The 25,700-nt window shown below is 35.9% G+C and carries 24 protein-coding genes; 17 read left to right on the top strand and 7 right to left on the bottom strand.

Going from position 1 to position 25,700, the window contains the following annotated elements; genetic code table 11:
• Positions 1 to 18 precede the first annotated feature (18 nt).
• Genes AAEO57_RS04440 through AAEO57_RS04425 form a run of 4 tightly spaced genes read right to left on the bottom strand, consistent with a single transcriptional unit; the run spans position 19 to position 3,455 of the window.
• The gene (locus AAEO57_RS04440; protein WP_341689903.1) at positions 19 to 468 is read right to left on the bottom strand and encodes a CopD family protein; all 450 of its coding nucleotides are present in this window, start codon (positions 466 to 468) and stop codon (positions 19 to 21) included.
• 18 nt (positions 469 to 486) lie between these two features.
• Positions 487 to 1,176: an anaerobic ribonucleoside-triphosphate reductase activating protein gene (locus AAEO57_RS04435; protein ID WP_341689900.1), complete on the bottom strand. Its 690-nt coding sequence runs from the start codon at positions 1,174 to 1,176 to the stop codon at positions 487 to 489.
• Positions 1,157 to 1,321, bottom strand: coding sequence for an anaerobic ribonucleoside-triphosphate reductase (nrdD, locus tag AAEO57_RS04430; protein ID WP_341689898.1), 165 nt, complete (start codon positions 1,319 to 1,321; stop codon positions 1,157 to 1,159). Before nrdD ends, AAEO57_RS04435 begins: the two co-directional genes overlap by 20 nt.
• A gap of 22 nt (positions 1,322 to 1,343) precedes the next feature.
• Positions 1,344 to 3,455, bottom strand: a complete 2,112-nt coding sequence (locus tag AAEO57_RS04425) for a ribonucleoside triphosphate reductase (protein ID WP_341689896.1) — start codon at positions 3,453 to 3,455, stop codon at positions 1,344 to 1,346.
• Positions 3,456 to 3,822: 367 nt separating this feature from the next.
• Between AAEO57_RS04425 and nirK the strand changes: the two genes are divergently transcribed.
• The 12 genes from nirK to AAEO57_RS04365 all read left to right on the top strand — a co-directional run bounded on the left by nirK (position 3,823) and on the right by AAEO57_RS04365 (position 16,572).
• Positions 3,823 to 5,241, top strand: coding sequence for a copper-containing nitrite reductase (gene nirK / locus AAEO57_RS04420; protein WP_423972141.1), 1,419 nt, complete (start codon positions 3,823 to 3,825; stop codon positions 5,239 to 5,241).
• A 115-nt stretch (positions 5,242 to 5,356) separates the two neighbouring features.
• Entirely contained in the window at positions 5,357 to 6,121 is a 765-nt protein-coding gene (locus AAEO57_RS04415; protein WP_423972140.1) for a formylglycine-generating enzyme family protein, read from the top strand.
• Positions 6,122 to 6,152: 31 nt separating this feature from the next.
• The gene (locus AAEO57_RS04410) at positions 6,153 to 6,719 is read left to right on the top strand and encodes an SCO family protein (protein ID WP_423972139.1); all 567 of its coding nucleotides are present in this window, start codon (positions 6,153 to 6,155) and stop codon (positions 6,717 to 6,719) included.
• A 1-nt stretch (position 6,720) separates the two neighbouring features.
• Positions 6,721 to 7,986: an alginate export family protein gene (locus AAEO57_RS04405; protein ID WP_341689890.1), complete on the top strand. Its 1,266-nt coding sequence runs from the start codon at positions 6,721 to 6,723 to the stop codon at positions 7,984 to 7,986.
• Positions 7,987 to 8,121: 135 nt separating this feature from the next.
• Positions 8,122 to 9,594: an MFS transporter gene (locus tag AAEO57_RS04400; RefSeq protein WP_341689888.1), complete on the top strand. Its 1,473-nt coding sequence runs from the start codon at positions 8,122 to 8,124 to the stop codon at positions 9,592 to 9,594.
• Positions 9,595 to 9,810: 216 nt separating this feature from the next.
• A complete protein-coding gene (locus AAEO57_RS04395; RefSeq protein ID WP_341689886.1) occupies positions 9,811 to 10,860 on the top strand; it encodes an MFS transporter in 1,050 nt (349 codons plus the stop codon).
• Between the two features lie 24 nt (positions 10,861 to 10,884).
• Entirely contained in the window at positions 10,885 to 13,101 is a 2,217-nt protein-coding gene (locus AAEO57_RS04390) for a molybdopterin oxidoreductase family protein (protein ID WP_341689884.1), read from the top strand.
• Positions 13,102 to 13,119: 18 nt separating this feature from the next.
• Positions 13,120 to 13,689, top strand: a complete 570-nt coding sequence (locus AAEO57_RS04385; protein ID WP_341689882.1) for a 4Fe-4S dicluster domain-containing protein — start codon at positions 13,120 to 13,122, stop codon at positions 13,687 to 13,689.
• A gap of 129 nt (positions 13,690 to 13,818) precedes the next feature.
• Complete coding sequence (locus tag AAEO57_RS04380; protein ID WP_341689880.1) at positions 13,819 to 14,334, top strand: Rieske (2Fe-2S) protein; 516 nt, start codon at positions 13,819 to 13,821, stop codon at positions 14,332 to 14,334.
• Positions 14,335 to 14,354: 20 nt separating this feature from the next.
• Positions 14,355 to 14,600 (top strand): DUF6755 family protein, encoded by a 246-nt coding sequence (locus AAEO57_RS04375; RefSeq protein WP_163401083.1) that lies wholly within the window; start codon positions 14,355 to 14,357, stop codon positions 14,598 to 14,600.
• 34 nt (positions 14,601 to 14,634) lie between these two features.
• Entirely contained in the window at positions 14,635 to 15,660 is a 1,026-nt protein-coding gene (locus AAEO57_RS04370) for a 2-hydroxyacid dehydrogenase (RefSeq protein ID WP_341689876.1), read from the top strand.
• A gap of 315 nt (positions 15,661 to 15,975) precedes the next feature.
• Positions 15,976 to 16,572 carry a hypothetical protein gene (locus AAEO57_RS04365; protein WP_341689874.1) on the top strand — a complete coding sequence of 199 codons (597 nt, stop codon included), beginning with the start codon at positions 15,976 to 15,978 and terminating at the stop codon, positions 16,570 to 16,572.
• Positions 16,573 to 16,577: 5 nt separating this feature from the next.
• On the opposite strand, the gene AAEO57_RS04360 is transcribed toward AAEO57_RS04365, so the two are convergent.
• From AAEO57_RS04360 to lysS, 3 genes are all read right to left on the bottom strand, one after another.
• Entirely contained in the window at positions 16,578 to 16,751 is a 174-nt protein-coding gene (locus AAEO57_RS04360; protein WP_341689872.1) for a hypothetical protein, read from the bottom strand.
• Positions 16,752 to 16,778: 27 nt separating this feature from the next.
• Positions 16,779 to 17,480: a hypothetical protein gene (locus AAEO57_RS04355; protein ID WP_341689870.1), complete on the bottom strand. Its 702-nt coding sequence runs from the start codon at positions 17,478 to 17,480 to the stop codon at positions 16,779 to 16,781.
• Positions 17,481 to 17,573: 93 nt separating this feature from the next.
• Positions 17,574 to 19,274 carry a lysine--tRNA ligase gene (gene lysS / locus AAEO57_RS04350; RefSeq protein ID WP_341689868.1) on the bottom strand — a complete coding sequence of 567 codons (1,701 nt, stop codon included), beginning with the start codon at positions 19,272 to 19,274 and terminating at the stop codon, positions 17,574 to 17,576.
• Between the two features lie 348 nt (positions 19,275 to 19,622).
• Between lysS and AAEO57_RS04345 the strand changes: the two genes are divergently transcribed.
• The 5 genes from AAEO57_RS04345 (at position 19,623) to AAEO57_RS04325 (ending at position 25,525) form a co-directional block, all read left to right on the top strand.
• On the top strand, positions 19,623 to 20,378 hold the full coding sequence (locus tag AAEO57_RS04345) for a hypothetical protein (RefSeq protein WP_341689866.1): 756 nt from the start codon (positions 19,623 to 19,625) through the stop codon (positions 20,376 to 20,378).
• Between the two features lie 5 nt (positions 20,379 to 20,383).
• A complete protein-coding gene (gene lipB / locus AAEO57_RS04340) occupies positions 20,384 to 21,082 on the top strand; it encodes a lipoyl(octanoyl) transferase LipB (protein WP_341689864.1) in 699 nt (232 codons plus the stop codon).
• A 345-nt stretch (positions 21,083 to 21,427) separates the two neighbouring features.
• On the top strand, positions 21,428 to 22,279 hold the full coding sequence (locus tag AAEO57_RS04335) for a nuclear transport factor 2 family protein (protein WP_341689862.1): 852 nt from the start codon (positions 21,428 to 21,430) through the stop codon (positions 22,277 to 22,279).
• 221 nt (positions 22,280 to 22,500) lie between these two features.
• Positions 22,501 to 23,082 (top strand): Crp/Fnr family transcriptional regulator, encoded by a 582-nt coding sequence (locus AAEO57_RS04330; protein WP_341689860.1) that lies wholly within the window; start codon positions 22,501 to 22,503, stop codon positions 23,080 to 23,082.
• A gap of 67 nt (positions 23,083 to 23,149) precedes the next feature.
• Entirely contained in the window at positions 23,150 to 25,525 is a 2,376-nt protein-coding gene (locus tag AAEO57_RS04325; protein ID WP_341689857.1) for a TonB-dependent receptor, read from the top strand.
• The last annotated feature ends 175 nt before the right edge of the window (positions 25,526 to 25,700 follow it).

The raw sequence follows: 25,700 nt of genomic DNA, 5'->3' as shown, positions 1-25,700 counted from the left end.
AAGATTTTTTTCTAATAATCAGAAACCTCCAAACCTGATGAAAGATCCAAAAACCAGCATTACAATACCGATTGTCGTAACCGATAGGATATGAAAAGTCATTTCGAGTAATGTATCCGGATTGGTTTTCAGTTTAGGCAAAACCCGAAATTGAGCGCTTAATGCAAACCCAGCAGTCAGGAACAATAAAACTAATTTTGAAGAAACTACTCTTTCGATTGGAGTGGCAAACTGAAACCAATACTCTATAGTTACGCCATATTTATAAGCCATCAAAATGCCTGTTACGACCAGCAAAAACAAAGATATCATGCCTACAGGCTCGTATTTCTTTTCATAATTCAGAATAATGCCCGGGTCTTTTTCTTTTAGTGCTTTAGGAAGATAGGCCACACAAAGCAGTATATGTCCGCCAACCCAAATGGCGGCACTCAAAAGATGAATAATTAAGAGAAGATGGTGATTCATAGTTTTATGTTTTACACATTATCCTCTTAAACAAACGTTTATTCTGGCAGAGGAAAGTTTTTGACTGTCTAATTTTGGATACGAATGACCTAACGGTTTTAAGGTTGTTACTCCATTTACAAAATGCTGCAGGTAATAATTGCCGCTGTAATTTTTGCTTTCTAAATAAGCAATCATCTGAAGAATGTCTTTTTCAGGAATCAGCTCTGAATGTACGGTGGTACGAACTTCAAACTGAATCTGGCTTTCGAGTAATAATTCTAAAGAGGTTTCAAACTTGTCGAAAAGTTCTGACTGAGTTATTGATTTAAAATTTATTGGCAAGGCTTTAAAATCCAAAGCTACATAATCAATCAGCCGGTTTTCAATCAGTGTTTTGATGACTTTTGGTTTTGAGCCGTTGGTGTCGATTTTAATATCGAACCCCATTTTTTTGATTTCAATAATGAGTTCCAGAATGTTTTGATGCAAAAGACATTCGCCTCCGCTAAAAACAACGGCATCAAGCAAATTTTTTCGGGTATGAAGAAAAGAATTCACTTTAGAAAATGAGATGGTTCCTTTGCCCAGTACAATTTCAGGATTGTAGCAATACAAACAGCGCATATTACAGCCTGCAAACCACAGAATACAGGCCGACTTATGCGCATAATCCAGTAAAGTAAACGGGGTTATGCTGTAAATGGGATTACTGGCATTTTCCTTCATTGAAATGAGTGCGTTGTTTGTGTTCTCCTTTTTTACCAATATTAAAACTTTCTACCGGACGATGATAGCCCATTACTCTCGTGTACACAAGACATTTGGTTCTTAAATGCTGTTTTTCTTCTAAAATTGCTGTAACTGTTTTCATGATTATTTGTTTGTTGTTTGGGTTAATTTTTATGTTGAACTAATTTTGTTTCTTCGGAAATAATGTTCTCATCACATTTAGGGCAATATTCATGCTCTCCGTTCAGATAGCCGTGTACAGGACACACGCTAAATACAGGCGTTAGGGTGATATAAGGCAGTTTAAAATTCGATAAAACCTTTTTTACAAATTGCTTACAGGCTTCGGGAGAACTAATTTTTTCGCTCATGTATAAATGTAGAACGGTCCCTCCGGTGTACTTGCATTGCAGTTCATCTTGTAGAAACAATGCTTCAAAAGGATCTTCGGTGTGGTCAACCGGAATTTGTGAGCTGTTGGTGTAATAGATGTTTTCTTCCTGTCCTGCCTGATAAATATTGGCAAATCGTTTCTTGTCTTCTTTTGCAAAACGATACGTCGTTCCTTCAGCAGGAGTGGCTTCGAGGTTGTAAAGGTTTCCGGTCTCTTCCTGAAATTCCTTCATTCGGTTTCGGATATGATCTAAAATTTCGGAAGCAAACGCAATTCCGGATGCAGAAGTTATCGTATCCTGATGCTCTGTGAAGTTTACAATCAATTCGTTCATTCCGTTTACGCCAATCGTAGAAAAATGATTTCTAAAATGCTGTAAATAACGTTTTGTGTAGGGATACAAACCACGATCATACATCTCCTGAACAAAGACTCTTTTTTTCTCCAGAGTCGATTTAGAAATGTATAATAACTGATCTAATTCTTTAAATAACTGCGTTTTATCACCTTTAAACAAATACCCCAAACGAGCCATATTTAGAGTAACAACACCAATACTTCCGGTCATTTCGGCACTTCCAAAAAGACCGTTGCCGCGTTTTAGCAATTCACGTAAATCCAGTTGCAGGCGGCAGCACATACTGCGTACAGCGTTGGGTTTATAAGCATTTGGGTTTTCAGTTTTGTTTCCTTCTTCATCTAAAACATATTGGCTTCCAATAAAATTCTGAAAATAAGAAGAACCAATTTTGGCTGTATTTTCGAAAAGCAAGTCGGTATTTTCGCCATTCCAGTCAAATTCTTCGGTGATATTCACCGTTGGAATAGGAAACGTGAAGGGCTGACCATTGGCATCGCCTTCTGTCATCACCGTATAATAGGCTTTGTTGATGAGGTTCATTTCAGTTTGAAAATGTTCGTAACGCAAATCAGTTAGTTTTGCAACACCTCTTCTCTGAGCCCGAATCAAAAGATCAGAACTAAAGTTTCCTTCAAAAAAATGCAGATCATTCTTTGTTGGAATCTGCGTTTTCAAGTCTTCGGGAACCACCCAGTCCAGCGTAATATTTGTAAAAGGAGACTGTCCCCAGCGAGCAGGAACATTGAGATTGTAAACAAAACTTCGTATGGCTTTCAGTACCTCATCAAAAGACAAATCATCCTTAAAAACATACGGAGCCAAATAAGTATCGAAGGAACTAAAAGCCTGAGCACCGGCCCATTCACTTTGCAAAATTCCAAGAAAATTAGCCATTTGTCCCAGAGCTTCCCTGAAATGCGATGGAGCCTTGCTTTCTACACGTCCGCGAACGCCATTAAAACCTTCGTTTAATAAGGCACGTAAACTCCAGCCGGCACAATAACCTGTTAAGCAATCCAAATCATGAATATGAATATCACCGTTGCGGTGTGCTGAACCTTCTTCTTTGCTGTAAACTTTATCCAGCCAGTAATTGGCGATGATTTTCCCGGCTACGTTATTCACAAGACCAGCATTAGAGTAGGAGGTATTGGCATTGGCATGGATGCGCCAGTCGGTTTGTTCGATGTATTCTTGGATGGTCTGGGTACTGTTTACATAAGTGGTGTCCTGATTTAAACCGTGAGTGTGCTCACGCTGCATTTTGCGGGTATGGCGGAATAACATAAAGGAGCGCATGACATCGAAATACTTTTTTTCGAAAAGATTTTTCTCTATTAAATCCTGAATTTCTTCAACTGACCAGGTTTCTTTGTTTTGTAAATCGCCGATTACTTTAGAAAAAACAGACTGGTCAGCAGGTACCGAAACACTCAGGAAGCTTTTTTCGATGGCATCCTTAATTTTAAAAGATTCGAAAGGTCTGTATTGGCCGTTTCTTTTGATAACATATTTTTCCATGAGAGTTCGGTTTATTGTGTTCGTTTTTTAGGATTCAAAAGCAGTTGTATTTTTTATTAAAGATGTTTTTGTCTTTAATTTTTCTGTCGTTTGATGTTATTTAATTGTTTGTAATCATGATGTTTGTGGTGAATTGTAAAAGTTTTTTTGGGAATGTAATTTTATGATTTTAAAAAAGAAGAAGAAATGATTTTTATCATGTTTTACGTTTTAAAAATGGTATTATTTTGTTGTAATTAAATAAAGGATAAAAAGGTCTTTTATTGTTGAATTACCATAGAATTAACACCAGACAATTATGAAACCGAAACTAGAATTAAAGAAGCAAAGCATTAGAATTGCATTAGCGATTACATTGATTTTTGGTATGCTTTCCTGTACTAAAAATGAAAATAAAAATGCTCAGGATTATCAGAGTATTGAAGCAGTTGGGAAAAAAGAAGCAGAACTTACAGCACCGCCATTCGTTCCTAAACCAATCGGAGACCGTGCTGCAATGAATCTGATTGTCAATATGGAAATCAAAGAAGAAGAAGGCGAAATGGTAGATGGAGTAAAATATACCTATTGGACTTTTGGAGGATCTGTTCCGGGAAGTTTTATCAGAACCAGAGTGGGAGACGAAGTTGAATTTCACTTAAAAAACCATCCGGATAATAAAATGCCGCACAATATTGATTTGCATGCCGTGACCGGACCGGGTGGTGGAGCAACTTCTTCATTGGTAGCGCCGGGTCATGAAAAGGTATTCAAATTCAAAACAATCAATCCGGGATTGTATGTGTATCACTGTGCTACTGCGCCTGTGGGAATGCACATTGCAAACGGAATGTACGGTTTAATTCTGGTTGAACCCGAAGGAGGATTACCGCCGGTAGATAAAGAATATTACATCATGCAGGGTGATTTTTATACGAAAGGCAGTTACGGAGAGCCCGGAAAACAGCCTTTTGATATGAATAAAGCGATTAAAGAAGAGCCTGATTATGTGGTTTTTAATGGAAAAGTAGGTGCGGTTACGGGTGACAAGTCAATTACGGCAAAAGTGGGGGAAACGGTACGTATTTTTATGGGTAACGGTGGGCCAAATCTGGTTTCTTCTTTTCATGTTATAGGTGAAATTTTCGATAAAGTACATGTCGAAGGCGGAGATATGATTAATAAAAATGTACAAACGACGCTGATTCCTGCAGGAGGTTCAGCAATCGTCGAATTTAAAGTGGAGGTTCCGGGTACTTTTATATTGGTAGACCACTCCATTTTCAGAGCATTCAACAAAGGAGCTCTGGGAATGCTGAAAGTGGAAGGAGAAGAGAATAAAAAAGTATACTCCGGAACCACGCAGGAAGGAATTTACCTGCCTGAAGGAGGAACTATTCAAAATATGCCAAAAGAAAAAGGAGCAGCTAAAAGTGTAGTGGCCAAAACTGTTGCAGAACAAATTAAATCAGGTAAAGAACTGTACGGAAGAACCTGTTTTGCCTGCCACCAGCCAAGCGGGCAGGGGATTCCAAATGCTTTTCCTCCATTAGCCAAATCAGATTTCTTAAATGCAAATCCTGATAGAGCCATTAGTGCTGTATTGCACGGATTAAGCGGTGAAATTACGGTAAACGGTAAAAAATTCAATAATGTTATGACCAGTCAGCATTTGAGCGATGAGGAAGTCGCTGATGTTTTGACTTATGTGTATAACAGTTGGGGAAATAATAAAACAGTAATTACTCCGGCAAAAGTAAAAGCAGTGAGAGCGAAACCTGCTCCAAAAGCATCAGCAGAGCATTAATTTCTGAATAGCAAAATTCGGCGGTTTCTAAAAACAAACAACAATGTTGACGAAAAAAACAGCAGCAATTCTTTTTTTATTATTTCTAAGTGCGCTTAGTGCTCAGGAGGTTAAAATGGCGGCTATAAGCGGGGGGACTTTTGTTCCCCTGTATGGCGCTGTTGATAAGAAGCCGGTCAAAGTAGCACCGTTTCAGTTAGACGTATACCCTGTTACAAATGCTCAATATTTAGCTTTTTTGAAAAAATATCCTGAGTACAGCCGTTCTAAAATCAAAGGTCTTTTTGCCGATAAAAGTTATTTGTATCAATGGGAAAGTGATTTTAGTTTCGGAAAGGATAATCTGAGTAATGCCCCTGTAACAAATGTTTCATGGTTTGCGGCTAAAAAATATTGTGAATGTCAGGGAAAACGGCTGCCAACTATGGACGAATGGGAGTTTGTGGGTATGGCTGATGAAAAACGAATTGATGCCCGGACCAAAGAAGAGTTTAATAAATACATCATGTCCTGGTATGAAAAACCGAGTACTTATGCAAATCCGGTTGGTAAAACCTTCAAAAATTACTGGGGAGTTTATGATATGCACGGATTGGTCTGGGAATGGACTGCTGACTTCAATAGTATTTTTCTATCGGGAGAATCCAGAAAAGATAAAGACACTGATAAGAATCTCTTTTGCGGAAGCGGATCTGTAAACGCAACCGATTTAATGAATTATGCGGCTTTTATGCGCTATGCTTTTCGTGGAAGCTTGAAAGCAAGATATACCACAAAAAACCTTGGATTTCGCTGTGCCAAGGACAAAAAAAATTCGGTTAATACTACTAAAAAACAAAACAATGAAACCAAAAACAGCATGCCAAAAAATAAAAAATAGAAGATTCACCTTCCTTTTTACAGGAATATTGATGATGTTATTTGCTCTTCAATCCTGTAATCAGAAAGAAAAACAAGCGGTAAAGGATAAACCAATTTCTGATTTATCGATTTACAATCTTCCTTCAAAATGGACAACGCAAAACAATCAGGATATAGAATTGAAAGACCTGCAGGGTAACGTATTAGTAATGGTGATGATTTACACGTCTTGCAAAGCAGCCTGTCCGCGTCTGGTAGCAGATATGCGAAATATTGAATCCCGTTTGCCGGCAGCTATTAAGAAGAATGTCAAACTGGTTCTGGTAAGCATTGATCCCGAAACGGATACGCCAAAACGTTTAAAAGATTTTTCTGTTGAAAATAAAATGGAAAGCGACCAATGGCTTTTTTTGCGTTCAACAGAAGAAAATACGAGGGAGTTCGCAGCAGTTTTGGCTGTCAATTATAAAAAAATATCCCCGATAGATTTTTCTCATTCGAATATCATTAGTGTTTTTAATGCCGATGGTGAATTAGCATATCAGCAGGAAGGTTTGGGAGTAAATTCAGATCCTACGATTGCCAAAATAATCGAAGAGGCTCAAAAACCAAATTAAAATGAAAGTTCTAAAAATAACCGGCTTAATAGTGCTGACAATGATAAACCTGAGAGCCTATGCTCAGGAACTGGATGCCAATTTACAGCTTAGACCTCGTTACGAATATCGAAACGGATATAAAACCCCGATTGCAAATGGAGAAAACGCGGCTTCATTTGTTTCACAGCGTTCTCGTTTGAATTTCAATTTCCAACAGGAAAAATTAAAATTAAAACTGACTTTACAGAATATTCGAACCTGGGGCGATGTGGCTACAACTTCTACAGCTGATAAAAATGGAATTGCCGTTTTTGAAGCCTGGGGACAGTACGAATTTAGTCCCAACTGGACAGCACGCCTCGGTCGTCAGGTGATTTCTTATGACAATCAGCGTATTTTTGGGGAAATTGACTGGGCTCAACAAGGACAAAGCCATGATGCTGCTGTGTTTTCTTTTCACCCTAAAAATCATCAGCTGGATTTAGGATTTGCCTTAAATGCCAATGCAGAAAATCTGCTGGAACCTAAAATGCCATACAATACTAATTATAAATCGATGCAGTATGTCTGGTATCATTCGTCATTTGGTAAAATAAACACCAGTTTACTGGCATTGAATACAGGTTATGAATTTGAAAAGGCAATAGAGAATTTAGAAGTGGATTACAAACAGACAATTGGAACTTACCTCACTTTTAAAGATAAAAAGTGGGAAGGTGATTTAGGGCTGTACGGACAGACAGGTAAAAGCACCGATAAAAAAGTCAGTGCCTGGTACGCAGGGGCAAATTTGGGTTACACTTTTACAGATTTTTTTAAAGCTACTTTGGGATATGAATTTTTATCTGGAAAAGATCAGGATGATGCCAGCCCGGTTATCAAATCATTCAATCCTGTTTTTGGAACCAATCATGCTTTTAACGGTCTTATGGATTATTTTTATGTGGGGAATCACCAAAATAGTGTCGGATTGCAGGATGCTTATCTCAAATTGAATTATTCTGTTAAAAAATGGCAGTTTAATTTAGTGCCACATGTTTTCAATGCGCCAAATAAGGTTTTAGATGCTTCTAATAAAAAAATGGATTCATATTTAGGAACAGAATTAGATTTTACATCAGGTTATACAGTTCAAAAAAATATTGCTGTTTCTGCAGGGTATTCGCAGATGTTCGCTTCAAAAACTTTGGAGAGAATAAAAAATGTTTCTGATGCTTCTAACACTAATAACTGGGTTTGGATAATGGTGTCATTTAGTCCCCGAATATTTACTCTAAAACAATAAAATCATTTTATTCGTTAGATTTTTCTTATCTAAAATGAATCTGAATTTTACATTGAAGGAATAAAACATCTTTAGATGCTATGTTGTTATTACAGAACTGGTTATCTTTATAATAAGATTAATTTTTTAAAATTTATGAGCAATTTATCACAATCACACCGAATACTGTTTTTGAATACACTTGCGTTTGCAGTTTGTTTTGCCTGCTGGACTTTAAACGGGGTTTTGGTTACTTTTTTAACAGACCAGAAAATTTTTGACTGGAGTGTAGTTCAGATAGGGTGGCTTTTGGGAATTCCTGTGCTTACGGGATCTCTTATGCGATTGCCTATGGGAATTCTAACAGATAAATATGGAGGGCGCATAGTGTATTCAGGTTTACTTATTCTGGCATCAATTCCTCTGTTTTTATTACCATTTGCAGTTAATTTCTGGATGTTTGCAATTCTGAGTTTCTTATTTGGAATGGTAGGAACGAGTTTTGCAGTCGGAGTAGCTTATACTTCGCTTTGGTATCCAAAAGAATGGCAGGGACGCGCGCTTGGTATTTTCGGAATGGGAACTGCGGGTGCTTCCATTACACCTTTTATAGCACCAAGTTTACTAAAATATTTTTCAGAATCAGATCCCGTAAATGGCTGGAAATACCTGCCGGTAATTTACGGTTCGGCTTTGTTGATTATGGGGATTGTTTTTATTCTTTTTTCAAAAACTAAAAAAATAGAAGCTAAACCAAAATCGGTAGCAGAACTTTTACAGCCGCTTAAACAAGTACGTGTATGGCGTTTCGGGACCTATTATTTTTTACTGTTTGGATCTTTTGTGTCATTCTCTCAATGGCTCCTGCCTAATTTTATGAATGTGTACCATACGAGTTTGATATTGGGAGGATTATTTACCACCTGTTTTAGTCTGCCTGCTGGTGTAATTCGGGCCTTCGGTGGATTTTTATCGGATAAATTTGGTGCCCGGAAAGTAATGTATTGGGTACTGAGCTCTTCAGTAGTGTTGAGTTTCTTATTATTGTTTCCCAAAATGGATATCACAACTTCAGGAAGTGGTTTGTTGGCTGGAAATGCGGGTACAGTAACAGAGGTTTCTTCCTCAAAAATAGTTATTGGTGAAAAAGAATATCCGATAAGCCAAAAAAATATTAAGGAAGCGCATAGTAATTTTTTTCCGTCTAAAAGTACATGGCAGGAAATCGTGGTTACCGAAAACCAAAAAGTCCAGAAAAAAGAACTGATTGCAGAAGGGATTACCCAAATTCATTTTGAGGCAAACATGTGGGTTTATCTGGTTTTGGTTATTTTAATTGGTTCCTGCTGGGGAATTGGATCAGCTGCGGTTTATAAACATATTCCCGAATATTTCCCGGATCAGGTAGGTGTAATAGGAGGAATGGTCGGAATGATTGGCGGTTTGGGTGGATTTATAGGCCCGATAGTTTTTGGATACCTGCTTTCGTTTACCGGTTTTTGGACAAGTTCATGGCTTTTTATTTTCGTATTATCAATAATTTCCCTGATTTGGATGCATAATGTTATTGTAAAAATGACGAGAGAAAAATTACCAGAATTCGCTCAGGATATAGACAGAAAAGAATAAACTACGTATTTCAGAATAAGTACTGAACACAAGTAATTGAGTTGCTTTTTGATGTGATGCATTATAAATTAGTAACATTATAACATTTTTAAGCATTATTGTGTTTGAAAAACATACTTAGGTATTTTTACTTAGTTTTTCTTTATTTACTTTTACTCCCGAAGAAAATATTTCAAAATGGAGGATATATATAAGTGTGTATTTAATATGATTAGGATGAAAAACAGGACTTTTAACACTAAAGCATTACTCATTGCGACATTACTTTCAATACTTATGATTGTATTGGTGTTCTACGGGTCAAGAAAATTGCAGAATTTTGATGCCGCACTTATTACCTATCTCTTCGGAACCGTATTTGCTTTTTTTGGTATTGTGTATCGCTACACCGTTTGGTTACAAAGACCTCCAACGTGGATTTATTTTAAAAGAGGCATTACTTTTTTGTTTACCGGAAAAGTATTCTCTCATTTTTGGTTTGCATCCAAAGAAACTATAGAAAATATAGCTTTTCAGAAGTTTATTTACCCAAGAGGGAAATACCGCTGGATGGCGCATTTTATGATTGCAATAGGCTGTACATCGGCTTTTTTAATTACAATTCCATTGACCTTTGGGTGGATTCATTTTACCATGGCTCCTAATTCTATTTCGGTTTACGAAGCGCATTTTTTTGGTTTCAAAGTGATGGATTTTGAACTGGGTTCTATCATGGCATTCCTGACATTTCATGCTTTGAACTGGTCTTCTTATTTGGTGATTTTTGGTTCTGTGTATTATTTAAGAAGACGATTGACCAATCCGGGAATGATTGCTACCCAGACTTTTGAGGGAGATTTATTGCCGCTTATTCTGTTGATTGCTATTTCAGTTACAGGATTAGGACTGACTTATTCGTATCAGTTTATGAAAGGTTTTGCTTTCGACTTTTTAGCGGTACTACACGCCGTCACGGTAATCATGTTTTTGATTTGGATTCCGTTCGGAAAGTTTTTTCACATCATTCAGCGTCCGGCTCAAATTGGGGCGCATATTTATAAGAAGGAGGGAATGAAAAAAGGAATGGCAGTTTGTCCGCATACTGGAGAAGAGTTTACAACAAAATTGCACATTGATGATTTGAAAATAGTGACCAAAGAATTGGGTTTCGATTTTACTTATGAAGATGGGACTTCGCACCTCGATTTAAGTCCTGAAGGTAAAAGATCCCGATTGGCTCAGGCTCATTTAAGGGCAAGGCAGGCCGGAGGAAATTTATTTGGATAATTTTTAAAGAAAAAATATAAAAACATGGCAAAATTACCTGTTTCAGAAGAAAATATAGTTGCACTGTTTGGACCTCATAAAAATTATAGTCCAAAGGAAGGCTATGAAGGAAGAGACGAACCGGATGAATTAGTGAAAACACATTGCTGTTTTTGCGGCATGCAGTGCGGAATCCAATTATCTGTGAAAGATAATAAAGTAGTTGGTTTTGAACCGTGGATGGAATTTCCTTTTAACGAAGGCCGTCTTTGTCCGAAAGGAGTACAGCGTTATTTGCAGAACAATCATCCCGACAGGCTTTTGAATCCGTTAAAAAGAGTAGAAGGGCAGGGATTTGTGCCCACTTCCTGGGATGATGCGATGAGTAAAACGGTTTCAGAAATAAAACGCATTCAGGAAAAATACGGAAACGATGCTTTTTCGATGCTTTCTGGAGTTTCATTAACCAATGAAAAAAGTTATTTGGTAGGCAAATTTGCCAGAGTCGCTTTAAAAACAAAAAATCTGGATTATAACGGACGTTTGTGCATGGTAAGCGCAGGTGCCGGAAATAAAAAAGCATTTGGATTGGACCGAGGATCGAATAATTATTCGGATTTAGAATATGCTGAGGTAATTATTGTAGCTGGAGCCAATATCAGCGAAACCTTTCCAACATTAACCCATTGGATTTGGAAGGCAAGAGACAGAGGTGCAAAATTAATTGTGATTGATCCAAGAATAATTCCATTGGCCAGAACAGCAGACATTCATTTGGATGTGCGTCCAGGAACCGATTCGGCTTTGTATGGTGCCATGTTAAAATACTTAGCAGATCACGACATGCTGGATCATGATTTTATTGATAATCATACTTCGGGTTTTCAGGAAACTTTAGACGCTGTAAAAGACAATACTTTGGAATGGGCGGAAGAAGTTACTGGAATTAAGAAAGAAAAAATTCAGCAGGCGGCGGAGTTGTGGGGCAAAGCCAATACGAGTTTTCTGCTTCATGCCCGCGGAATCGAACACCATTCTAAAGGAGTGGATAATGTGTTGGGATGTATCAATCTGGTTTTGGCAACAGGAAGAATCGGTAAGCCATATTGTGGTTATGCAACTATCACAGGGCAAGGAAACGGACAAGGAGGAAGAGAGCACGGTCATAAGTGCGATCAATTGCCAGGGAACAGAGATATTGAAAATCCAGAACACCGAAAATACATTTCAGAAGTTTGGGGAATCGATGAGAAAGATCTCCCAGGAAAAGGGTTGTCTGCTTACGAAATAATCGAAGCCATTCACAGAGGAGAAATCAAAGGTTTGTTGTCCATTTGTTTTAATCCATTGGTTTCATTACCAAACAGTAATTACGTTCGTGAAGCTTTAGAAAAACTGGAATTTTATGTTTGTATCGACTTTTTCCTGAACGAAACAGCTCGTCATGCCGATATTGTTTTAGCAGGTTCTTTGCAGGAAGAAGAAGAAGGTACAACGACTTCTGCTGAAGGAAGAGTTATCCGTATTCGTCAGGCCGTTACGCCTCCGGGTGATGCGAGAACAGACACTTCTATTATTTTGGAAATAGCCAAACGTTTGGGAGTGAAAGACAAATTTACGTATGAAAACAGTGAAGCTATTTTTAATGAACTGCGTGTGGCATCAAAAGGAGGAACAGCCGACTACTACGGAATAACCTATAAAAGAGTGGAAGATGAAATGGGAGTCTTTTGGCCATGTCCCACAATAGGACATCCGGGAACGCCGCGTTTGTGGGAAGACAGAAAGTTTAAAACTCCCGATGGAAAAGCACATTTCAATCCTGCTCCTTATAAACTTCCGGGTGAAGTAACTGATGAAGATTATCCGGTAATTTTAACAACGGGTCGCGTGGTTTCTCAATATTTAAGTGGAACGCAAACCCGAAGAATCGGAAAGTTAGTCGATCAGTTTCCGGAGCCTTTGCTAGAAATCCATCCGACTATGGCTAAACAATACGGGATTCAACAAAGGGAATTAGTTAGAGTTTCAACCAGAAGAGGAGAAGGAATTTTTCCGGCAAATATTGTGGAGACTATTAGGGAAGATACGGTGTTTATCCCATACCACTGGCCAGGAAAAAAATCGGCGAATCAACTGACACCGGGAACACTGGATCCGATTTCAAAAATACCCGAATTTAAAGTTTGTGCCTGCCATTTGGAACCGCTTAAGCAAATTGCACCTCCTACAAGCGAATCAAAAGCTTATGCCAGTGTTTAATCTATAAAAAACGAATTAATGAATTATACCAATTTTAATACAAACGAAGAATTTTTTGTAGACATGCAGCGCTGTATTGGCTGTAAAGCTTGCGAATTGGCCTGTGCAGAATGCGAAACTAACGGCCAGGAATCGATGATACATGTAAATTATGTAGATCGGGCTGCTACCGTACAGACAACGGTTCAGGTTTGTATGCACTGCGATGATCCGGTGTGTGCGAATGTATGTCCGGCAGATGCCATATCCAAAGACGAATTCGGAATCGTTCATACGGCCAATACCGAAAGATGTATCGGATGTTCGAATTGTGTAATGGCCTGTCCTTTTGGTGTGCCTAAAAAAGAGGAAAATTACGATTTGATGATGAAGTGTACCATGTGTTACGACAGAACCAGTGTGGGTAAAAAACCAATGTGTGCCACGGTTTGTCCGAGTGGTGCTTTGTTTTATGGAACTAAAGATCAAATTCAGGAAATGCGTCCTAACAGTACTCCGGTAAACAGTTTCATATTTGGAAAAGAAACTGTGAATACCAAGGTTAACATTATGATGCCTAAAGGAAGTACAGAACTGATTATTTATTAAGTAGTAAGTAATGAGAATTAAGTATTAAGACTATAGAAATAGAGTATTGAATAAAGAGAATAGAAGACAGATTTTAGTTTACAGATAGCTTCAAAAAAACTGAAACAAAACTTTTTACACCATAAAAAAATGTCTAAAGAAGATAATTTAAATAAAAACTGGAAAAAAGACTTTCCGATCGAGAAACAGCTGGCAACAAGTGTAAGCAGGCGTGACTTCGCAAAATTCCTTACACTGGTTTCCGGAGGATTGATGGTAGGCAGCGGTTTAGTTGCTGCTAAAGCTTATATCTACCCAAAAGAAGAAGTAGAAGGCGATCATTTTGTGTGTAAAAAAGACGAAGTCCCTGTGGGGGGAACGCGTGCTTTTGTAATCGAAGGCAGTACGATTCCGTACATATTAATTCATTTGGAAAATGGGGATTTTAAAGCGTATGAACAGAAGTGTACTCATCTTTCCTGCTCTGTTTTTTACAAACCGGGAACCGGAATTATTCATTGTCCATGTCATGAAGGCTCTTTTGATGCTAAAACGGGAGATGTTCTTGCAGGTCCTCCGCCGAGGGCTTTACCAGGTCTGGATGTGTTTTTCAAAGGTAATGATGTCTATGTAAAAGCTGCGGCTCATGTAGAAAAACTAGGATAAATCAATAAAATAAATCAGTTATGAGTAATTTTAGAAGAAGTCAGAATCAATCCAATCCTAACAAACTGAATGCTATTCTTTCATCGTTAATTTTTATATTAATTTTGAATGTAAGTATTCAGATTTGGTTGTTGTATGCAGCGTTGAACAATGCTTTAGACAACAATAAAGAAATTCTTATTCCGGCATTTGTGGCTTCTTTAATATTGTTTTTAATAGGCTTTAGCTGGCTGTATTATCTACCCAAAGGGAATTTTAAAAAATGATTCGTAATTATTTCAAAATTTTAAAACATTCATTATGAGCTTAAATTCTATTTACAACCAAAAAAAGATTGCTTTTTTCTCCACGCAACCGTATGACAAAACTTTCTTTAATAAATACAATGCTGAGTTTCATTATGAGTTGGATTATTTTGAAACACAGCTGAATCCGCAAACGGTAATTCTGATCGAAAACGCATCTATTGTCTGTGTTTTTGTAAATGACATTGTCAATGAAGAGGTAATCAGACAACTGGCAGAAAAAAATGTAAAAATTATCGCTCTGCGTTGTGCAGGTTTTAATAATGTCGATTTAGAAGCAGCAAAAAAATACAATATAAAAGTCTGCCGTGTCCCGGCATATTCGCCTCAGGCGGTTGCAGAACATGCCATGGCCATGATTTTAACTTTAAACCGAAAAACACATAAAGCCTACAATCGCGTTCGTGAACAAAATTTCGCTTTAAACGGCTTATTAGGTTTTGATTTGTTCGGAAAAACAATCGGAATTATCGGAACTGGAAATATCGGGAAAGCTTTTGCTAAAATTGCTTTAGGTTTTGGTTGTAAAGTGTTGGCGTATGATATTGTTGAAAATGACGAAATGATCAAAGACGGTGTTTCTTTTGTCGGTTTAGAAGATATTTTCAAAACAAGTGATATCATTTCGCTGCATTGCCCGTTGAATGATCAGACCAAACATGTCATCAATAAAAAGTCTATTGATTTAATGAAAGAACACATCATGATTATCAATACCAGCCGAGGAGGACTAATTGAAACGGCCTGTGTCATTGAAGGTCTGAAAGAAGGAAAAATCGGTTATCTCGGAATCGATGTTTACGAACAGGAAGAAAAACTGTTTTTCAAAGATTTATCAGAAGACATTATTCAGGATGATGCCATTCAGCGCTTAATGAGTTTTCCAAATGTTTTGGTGACAGCGCATCAGGCGTTTTTTACCAATGAAGCTTTGACTCAAATTGCGTTGGTCACTTTTAATAATATAAAATCATTGCTGGCGCAGAATGATATTGAAAATAAAGCTGCGTTATTAGTTTAACCCGTTGGGTGAAATTATTTCTTTTCCAATCCTATCGCATCAGCTTGATATAAATCTGTCTAAATCTGCTTTAATCTGTGTAAATCTGCGTGAAAAATTAATACGCAAAAGTATTTCACGCAGATTTTAAAGGATTTTCGCAGATCAAATTAGATTTAATGCTTGAATGAAGCTATTTTGTTCAATTTCACCCAACGAGTCAGTTCAGATTTAAATACGTTTTCAGACCTGACAAGTTTTTAAAGCTTCTCGGGTTTATTTTTGTCGAATATTTTTTGTAATTTAAATGATTATATGAATTTAAATAGTAGAATTATGAGACGTATAATTTTAATTCTAATCGGAGTTTCAATATTACATTCCTGTCAAAACAAAGACCAGAAAAAAAATATCATTAAAACCATTGTTCAGGATACTTTGTCCAAAACTCTAGGAGGCACAGCAGATGTAAGTGATGCTCCTCCCAAAGATGATAAAGCAGTCCAGTTAATTCGTAAGCAATTGCAAATCTTATTAAAAAAAGATCTTCCGACACTAACAAAAGAAGAACGCTATTTCTACTACGAAGCTTTCGATTTAAATAACGATCAGAAAAACGAATATTTTGTAGGTTTCTCCAATTCGTATTTCTGCGGAAGCGGAGGGTGTTCGGGTTATATTTTAAATAATGATGGAAGTCTAATCAATAGATTTTCTGTTACTGATTTTCCAATTTACGTCACTAAAACCCCAACTGAAAAGTTTTATGATTTAATCATGGAAAGCAGCGGAAAGCTTTATCATATAAAATTCAGCAATGGAAAATATCCTTCAAATCCTTCAGTTCAGCACGAACATAAAGGAAAGGTTCCGAAAGAAAGTTCAAAGGTTTTAGATATTCAGGGGAAGAAGTTGGAGAGTTATTTGTTTTAAAATTTTTAGTTTGAAAGCCATTCTAGATCTTCTATATCCAAATCTTCTTGGGAAATAACTCTTCCGTGTTTGATATCATCTTCACTTTTTTTAAGCATATCTAATTCATATTGCTCAAATTGATAAAAGTTCAATGAATTACCATTTTCTCGTTTTAGGTATTTTCTTGAGTTATTCATTGAAATAGGATTTAATTATTTGTGTTTTTAATATACTTTAGCGGTGTTAATTTTTTGTTGTTCTTCTTTTATTTCTTTTCTCATTTGAATTTTGAGTTGATCAAATGATAATTGATATTTTTCAGAAAAAAACTTTATTTCAGAATTATATTTTTCCATTTCTTCCATAGTTAATGTCGTAAATTTGGGAAGGTAATCATCTGTAAATTTTTTAAATATTGAGTTATAATTATTTTTTACATTCTCAATTATTTCATATACTTCATCAGATGAATTTAAAATTGAAGGCTGAATTTCTATATTTAATAATTGATATAAATCATTGTATTTTTTTGAAAAGAAACTAAATTTATCACGATATTTTTCATAGAACAATTCAAGTTCTTCGTCATTATTTGAATCAAGTTCATTATCACTCCTTTTATTTTTTTCAAAATTAAATTCAAAAGCAACTAAAACAAAATCTTCAAAAATCAGATCTCTTGTTTCAGTTGAGTATTTACTTATTATCTTTAGTAGATTCTCGTATCCATTGTGCTTTTGAGTATAAATAAATTCTGCTCTTTTATAATCTAGGTCAATTTGTTTAAAGTCTCTAATGTGTTTTAATTCAGCTTTTATTTCCCGTATTTTTTTCCATCCAGCTAAATAAATTGCTAAGTAAGAACTCAAAAAAGTTGATATTGGTATAAGATATTTAGGGAATGCTTCCCAATCAATTACATACATGAAATCTTTTTTAGAAATTAATTTTCATATAAATATAAAACAAAAAAATCTGCACGTAATGCAGATTTTTGTATTTATAAAAAGTAATAAAATCTATCCCACCAATTCCACAAACTTGAACTCACCTTCCACAGCAACCTTAGTCAAACCATGTTTAGATAAGTTTTTCATAGACGCATCCCATTTTTTACCGCTTAAATTCGCCGTAATTTTTAATTGCTGAAGATCCATTTTGTTTTCATTTTTTTGCAATAAATCAACGATAAATTTCTCTTCGTCTGATAATTCAACTGTCTGTTTTTTCTCAGGACGCATTTGCGGGAACAATAAAACTTCCTGAATAGAAGCATTGTTTGTCAAATACATAATCAAACGGTCCATACCAATTCCCATTCCAGAAGTAGGAGGCATACCGTATTCAAGTGCTCTTAAGAAATCTTCGTCGATAATTCCGTTTGCTTCATCATCACCTTTTGCAGCCAAACGCATTTGATCTTCAAAACGCTCTCTTTGGTCAATTGGATCATTCAATTCAGAATACGCATTTGCGATTTCTTTTCCGCAAACCATTAATTCAAAACGCTCAGTCAAATCTGGATTATCGCGGTGCTCTTTACAAAGCGGAGACATTTCTTTAGGATAATCTGTAATGAAAGTTGGCTGAATGTAATTTCCTTCACATTTTGCTCCAAAAATCTCATCAATCAGTTTTCCTTTACCCATTGTTTCATCAACCTCGATTCCCATTCCTCTTGCAGCTTCAAACAATTCCTGTTCTGTTTTTCCAGAGATATCAAAACCGGTAAAATGTTTGATAGAATCTGTCATTGTAACACGTGCATAAGGCGCTTTAAAGTTGATTGTGTGCTCACCAAAAGTAACTTCACTGGTACCGTTTACAGCAACGGCACAATGCTCTAATAAACCTTCAGCAAACTCCATCATCCAGTTGTAGTCTTTGTAGGCTACATATATTTCCATTGCGGTAAACTCAGGATTATGCGTTCTGTCCATTCCTTCGTTACGGAAGTTTCTTGAGAACTCATAAACACCTTCAAATCCACCAACAATTAATCTTTTCAAATATAATTCGTTTGCAATACGCATGTAAAGCGGAATATCAAGCGAATTATGATGCGTAATAAAAGGTCTTGCCGAAGCACCACCAGGAATCGATTGTAAAACCGGAGTATCAACTTCCAAATATCCTGCATCGTTAAAATAACCACGCATTGCAGTAAATAACTTGGTACGTTTGATAAAAGTTTCTTTTACTTGCGGATTCACAGTTAAATCTACATAACGCATTCTGTAACGCAATTCGGCGTCGTTAAAAGCATCGTGAACGTTTCCTTCTTCATCCACTTTTGGTAACGGAAGCGGGCGTAATGTTTTGCTTAAGAAAGTAAAACCGCTCACACGAATACATTTTGCACCAACCTGAGTCGTAAACAATTCTCCCTCAATACCAATAAAATCACCTAAATCAGTTAATTTTTTAAAAACCTGATTATACAAAGTTTTATCGTCACCTTCACACAAAACATCGCGGTTTACGTACAATTGAATACGTCCTTCGCTGTCCTGTAACTCAGCAAAACAAGCCTTACCCTGATCACGAACACTCATCAAACGTCCTGCAACAATAACCTTCTTACCTTCCTCAAACGTTTCCTTTATCTGCTTCGAAGTATGATTTACAGGAAAAAGATTAGCCGGATAAGGATTGATTCCTAAGTTGCGTAAGTTTTGAAGTTTTTCTCTTCTGATGATTTCTTGTTCTGATAATGCCATTTTGTGCTCTTTTTTTAAGTGTGCAAAGATAGTTTTTAAGTCGCAAAGTTGCAAAGTCATAAAGTCTAAAGTTTTAGAAAAGAGCAATGTTTTTTATTAGGAGCAGAAAAATCGTTTTTAAATTATCTTTTGTCCCGCTATCCATTTCAATTTTTTGTACCGAACCCCGGCACAAAAGGATTTCCATTTCTATCGGGGCTAGGTTAGAAAATTTGGTTTTTAAAAGACGCTTTAGTTGGAAGTTGTTAGTAATAAAAGTGTTGATATGGTTGTAAAAACTTAGTAACTTGAAATCTTAGAACACCTTAGTAGCTTAAAAAAGTTCGTATCTTTGATAAAAAATTAACCATGATGAAATTATACAAATTACTTAGTTTTTCTTTTTTAATAGCAACATTAACAAGCTGTACCTTCACTGAAAATATTTACATCAACGATAACGGAACAGGGAAATTCTCTGTCGATATGGACGGGTCTTCCTTAATGGCAATGGCAGGAGATCAAATGAGCGAGCAAATGGGAGCCGATGCCAAAAAAAATATTGATACAACTTTCACTTTCAAACAATTATTTGAACAGAAAAAAGACAGCATCGTAAAATTATCTCCTGAAGCGCAGAAAGAACTTAAAAAACTAGAGAATTTTGTAGTAAACAGCAAAATGAACGCTGAAAAAAAGGAGTTTTTAATGACACTTTCAACAGATTTTAAAAATGTTAATGAACTTCAGGATATTTTGCAGACAATCAGTACACTTCAAAAGCTGGAAGGAGGAGCGGGCGCTAACCCTCTTGGCAGTAATTTTGCAGATAATGGCAGTAAATTAAATTACACTTACGACGGAAAGAAATTTTCAAGAAAAGCGGTAATCGATCAGCAAAAGCTGGCAGCAAAAGCAAAAGATACGGCTGCAGACATGTCAAAAATGATTTTTGCATCGTCTAATTATATTTTAAAATATCACTTTCCAAAAAAAATAAAGAAAGTTTCAAATCCGGCCGCTTTATTCAGCGAAGACCGAAAAACAATTACAATTCAATACTCTTTCACGGATTATATGGAGAATCCCGACAAACTGAACTTTGATGTTGAGTTTGAAAAATAAACAAAATGAATAAAAAAATCCAACTTCAGGATCTGGGCAAAAAAGATTACAAATCGACCTGGGAATATCAGGAAGAAATTTTCAAAGATATAGTCGATTTAAAAATCAAAAACAGAAGGGAAGAACTTGATCTGCCAACACCAAATTATTTATTGTTTGTGGAGCATCCGCATGTGTATACTTTAGGAAAAAGCGGTGATCTGGAAAACTTATTATTAAACGAAAAACAGCTCGAAGCCAAAGGAGCGACTTTTTACAAAATCAACCGTGGGGGCGATATTACGTATCACGGTCCCGGGCAAATTGTGGGTTATCCGATTCTGGATTTAGAAAACTTCTTTACCGATATTCATAAGTATTTACGTTTTCTTGAAGAATCTATTATTTTGACTTTAGCAGAATACGGTTTAGAGTCGGGCAGAAGCGACGGAGAAACCGGTGTCTGGCTGGGTGTTGGAACTCCGTTTGCACGTAAAATCTGCGCAATGGGCGTTCGTGCTTCGCGCTGGGTTACCATGCACGGATTTGCTTTAAACGTAAATGTTGATTTAGGTTATTTCGACAATATCATTCCGTGTGGTATTCGCGGAAAAGGAGTTACTTCTTTACACGTAGAACTTGGTGTTGAAAAAGTAGATGAAGAAGAAGTAAAAGCTAAAATCATTAAACATCTTACAGAGTTATTCGAAGCTGAATTTATTTAAAGAGAGGTTTTAAAATAGAAGCAGCAGTAAAAATTCAAGGAGATAGCGATTCATAATTGCTGTCTCCTTTTGTATTTGAAATTCTTTTTTTTATTTAATTTATGGAATAATAAGACCAATTTTTTAAAATAAAAATGTTCTTAACACTATAAAACCGGTCTAAGTTTTTAGGCAGAAAGCAATTTTTTAATTCAAATCTATAGAAAAAATGTAAAATTGATTTGATAAAATAAAGGATTTTGAATGGATAGTAAATTATAGATGTATTGCAATTCTTTTGCGTATTTGTGCTAAATTTGAGAGTATACATTCTTTACAAGCTTTATTAATCTAATCTGTCTGACTATGAGAAAAATTTACTTTATCTGTTTCCTTTTTATTTTTAATGGTCTTTTGGCTCAAAAGAAGGATAAATTATATCCGGTTACGGTTTATGAAAAAGTATGGCAGGAACGTAACAGCGATGCAAGGCTAAAAATGATAAAAATAATTTGGCTTGAGGATAGTACTTTTGAAGATCCTTCGGCTTCAATAAAAGGGATTACCGCATTTAATAATGTGATTAATGAGTTTTATAAAAAATATCCTGATGCGGTATTAACCTCAGGACCAAAAATCGTAAAAGACAATTATGTATCCTGGGACTGGAAAATTCAGGATTCTAAAAATAAACTGTTAATGGGAGGCCGTGAGTTTGCCCGATTAAACGGAAAAGGACAAGTCAGCAAAATAATTAGTTTTTGGAATAAAGATGCAACTTTGTCTGAGGCAGATGTTTTAAGAAATCTGGAAGAAGATAACTTGAAAGTCGTTGCAAAATATTTTGAAAGCCTTTTTAAAACGAGGGATTTGAATACCATAGCTTTTTTAATCGAAGACGGAGCTGTTTATAATCAGGCAGAAGGTTTGCCTTATGGAGGAACTTATAAAGGCTTTAATGAATGGAGTAAAATGTTTGCAAAATCTGCTGAATTATTCGATTTGCAGATAGAAAAAGAACCTGTTTATTTTAGTGATGCATCCAAAAACGAAGTCATTATTTATTTTACCATCAACAGCAAGTCTAAAAAATCAGGCAAGACACTTTCAATGCCAATCTCTGAGCATCTTGAATTAAAAGACGGAAAAATTACTTCAATCAGACCTTTTTATTATGATACCAAACAATTTGCTGAGTTTTTAAAAAGCAAAAAATAATGAATTGCTTAAAATAGCTTTTAAATTTTAGCGAATACTTAGAATTCATTTGACTAAAAATCAGCAGTATTAAATTTTATTAAATACTCATTGTCAGATAGTTCTGTATTGATGTAAATTGCATATTTTTGTTTAATAAGAATTTTTGGAACAATTTTCCTTAATAGTTTCAGTTATAAGTTTTTAAAATATTAAAAACAAGTTTCTAAAGTCTTTAAACGATGCAAAGTGTCATTACAGATTTATCGCGATTAATTGATTGTAACGAAAACGAAAGTATAGCTTTTAAAAATATACTGCGGTTAAAAACAATTAAAAAAAACGAACATCTTTTGGTAGAAGGTGATTTTTGTAATTTCGGAATTTTCATTGCCGAAGGCTGTATTCGTTATTATTACATGGTTGACGGAGTAGAATCAACAGGTAATTTTTTCTTCGAAAATGACTGGTATGCTGACTTTGAAAGCTTTTTATACGGAAAACCATCTTTGCAAAATATAGAAGCTTTAGAAGATTGTGTGCTCTATCTGGTTTATAAAAGCGATTTCGAAAAATTGGTTTCAGAATATCCCGTATTCAATTCCTTTCTTCGGATTATGATGGAAAGGACTATCAAAGGTTTAACCGGAAGAAATATGGCAATGTCGCTGCTTTCTCACGAAGAGCGATATCTGCGTTTTGTAAAATATTGCCCAAAAGTAGTCGAAAGGGTTTCTCTCAAGCACATTGCCAGTTATTTGGGTGTGAAACCAGAAAGTTTAAGCCGGATCAGAACCCGTATAACTTTAAACAGTAAATCTTAACTCAAGTCAATTTTTAAGAAATTTCGGCTTTTTACTTTTGCTTTTATAACTGTAATGCAAAATAAAAATGAAAAGTATATTTCTGATTTTTTTAAGTTTTTTTAGCCTGGGTTTCTATGCCCAGACCGGAGTTGTCAAGGGAAAAATAATTGACAAACAATCTGAAAAACCTCTTTCTGGTGCTGTAATCGAATTAATTGGTTCCGAAAACATTCAGGAAACCTCCGATGAACAGGGTGTTTTTAAAATTCTAAACGTACCGACAGGACGGCAAAACCTAAGTATTACTCTTATTGGCTATGAAAGCACTTCTGTTTCTGACATAGATGTAACTTCTGGAAAAGATGTCCTGATAACAGTTTCAATGATTGAAAAGTTTAATACGCTTGATGAAATCGTAGTTTCTTCCGGTTCTAACAAATCCAAGCCTATTAACAAAATGGCGATAGTTTCAACGAAACAATTTAGTCCCGAAGAAGTAAGCCGTTTTTCAGGAGGAAGAAGTGACGTAGCGCGTTTAGTATCTAATTTTGCCGGAGTTTCAACAGGAGATGATACCCGAAATGATCTTGTAGTTCGAGGAAATTCGCCTTCAGGAATGTTGTGGCGTGTAGAGGGAATTCCGGTTCCGAATCCAAATCATTTTGCGACTTTAGCCACTACAGGCGGACCTGTTTCGGCATTAAATCCGAATCTTTTGGCAAATTCAGATTTTTTAACCTCAGCTTTCCCTGCTGAATACGGAAACGCAATTGGGGGTGTTTTTGATCTGGGATTTCGAAAAGGAAATCCCGATGAATACGAATATATGGTGAGCGTAGGAGCATATCCTGGGGTAGAAGCCATGGCAGAAGGACCTTTAGGTAAAACCGGCGGTTCTTTTCTCGCCGCTGCGCGTTATGGATTTGTAGGGGTTACTGGTTTGGCGGGAACTGCTGCACAACCCAATTATCACGATATTAGTTTTAATGTTGATTTTGGGAAACATAAAATAGGCAACTTCTCTATTTTCGGAATTTACGGAGCTTCAAATATTGATTTTTTGGGAGAAGATATTGATACAGATGACCCATTTGCCGCTAAAGATGAAGACGGCTATGTAACTTCTGATTTTACTTCTGTCGGATTAAAACACAATCTGGATATCGGGGACAATTCTTATTTAAAAACAATTATAGGATTTGCAAATTCGGCGAATACCTATAAAAATGACCGTTATTATGACTATGGTACTCCTGATGAAAATAAATTGCGTTTTCAGGATAATGATAATAACGAAAACAGAATCACATTTTCGACTTTATTCAATTCAAAAATAAATAAAAAGATAACCCTCAGAACGGGATTGCTTTTTGAAAATTACAATCTCGATGCCAATGTAGCATCAAGGGACAGACAGCAGGATAATGATGGTGATGGCTATCCCGATTTAGTACAGCTTATTTCCACCAGAGCCAATTACAATATTGTTCAGCCTTATGCGCAGGCGCAGTTTCGATTGACTGAAAAACTTACTTTTAATGGAGGCATACACGGTCAGTATTTTTCAATAAACGAAGAATTTGCAGTTGAGCCAAGATTAGCATTTTCTTATGCTATCAATGGAAGAAACAGTATCAATTTTGGTTACGGAATCCATCATCAAAATGTGCCTGTGCCGATTTTGTTTTTGAACGAAAATGTAAATGGGATTCCGACGCAAACCAATAAAGATTTAGATTTAGTGCAAAGCCAGCATTTTGTTTTAGGATATGATATAAGAATTGCAAAAAGATGGAGAGGGAAAGTAGAAGTCTATTATCAGGATATTGCTAAAGCAGGTATAGAATCGTTTCCGAGCAGCTATTCTTCTTTGACAGAAGGAGCAGATTATGGTTACTCTATTGATAAAACTTCTTTGGTAAGTAATGGAAAAGGGTTTAATCAGGGAATCGAGTTTACTCTTGAAAAATCTTTTAGTGATGGATATTATTGTTTGCTTACGACTTCTCTTTTCGAAAGTAAATATAAGGGAAGTGATGGAATCGAAAGAAATTCTCCTTTTAATAATGGATATGTATTTAATGCATTAGGCGGAAAAGAATTCAAAGTAGGTAAAGCAAGAACAAATGTTTTTTCTATTGATACTAAATTTACCACAGCCGGAGGACGCTATTATACTCCTGTTGATTTGGAAGCCTCTATGGATGCAGGCTACGAAATAAAGGACGATGCCAATGCATTTAGTCAGCAATATGATCCGTATTTAAGATTAGATGTGAAGTTTGGATTTAAAATCAACAGTAAAACCAAAAAGAGATTTCATCAGTTTTATATCGATTTGCAAAATGTCACCAATCACACCAATATTTTTGCTTTAGAATATAATAGGGTAACTAATAGTGTAAGCCAAAAAGACCAAATTGGTTTTTCACCTGATTTTGGATATAAATATCAGTTTTAGTATAATAGATTCTTTAGTTAATGAAGGGCTTGTCAATTTTGATGAGCCTTTTTTGTTGATTATAATTTATACTAAGAACATTATCTTATCGAATAAAACAAAACAGGGGTTTATACTTGTTAAAAAAACAATGTTAATTATTTTATTTGCAGAGATTAGATGAATATTAATTAAC

Origin of the sequence: Flavobacterium calami, from assembly GCF_038290035.1 — a bacterium.
GTDB classification, from domain to species: Bacteria; Bacteroidota; Bacteroidia; order Flavobacteriales; family Flavobacteriaceae; genus Flavobacterium; species Flavobacterium calami.
Note: the sequence above shows the minus strand (reverse complement) of the source record. Positions and strands in the feature narration are given on the sequence as shown.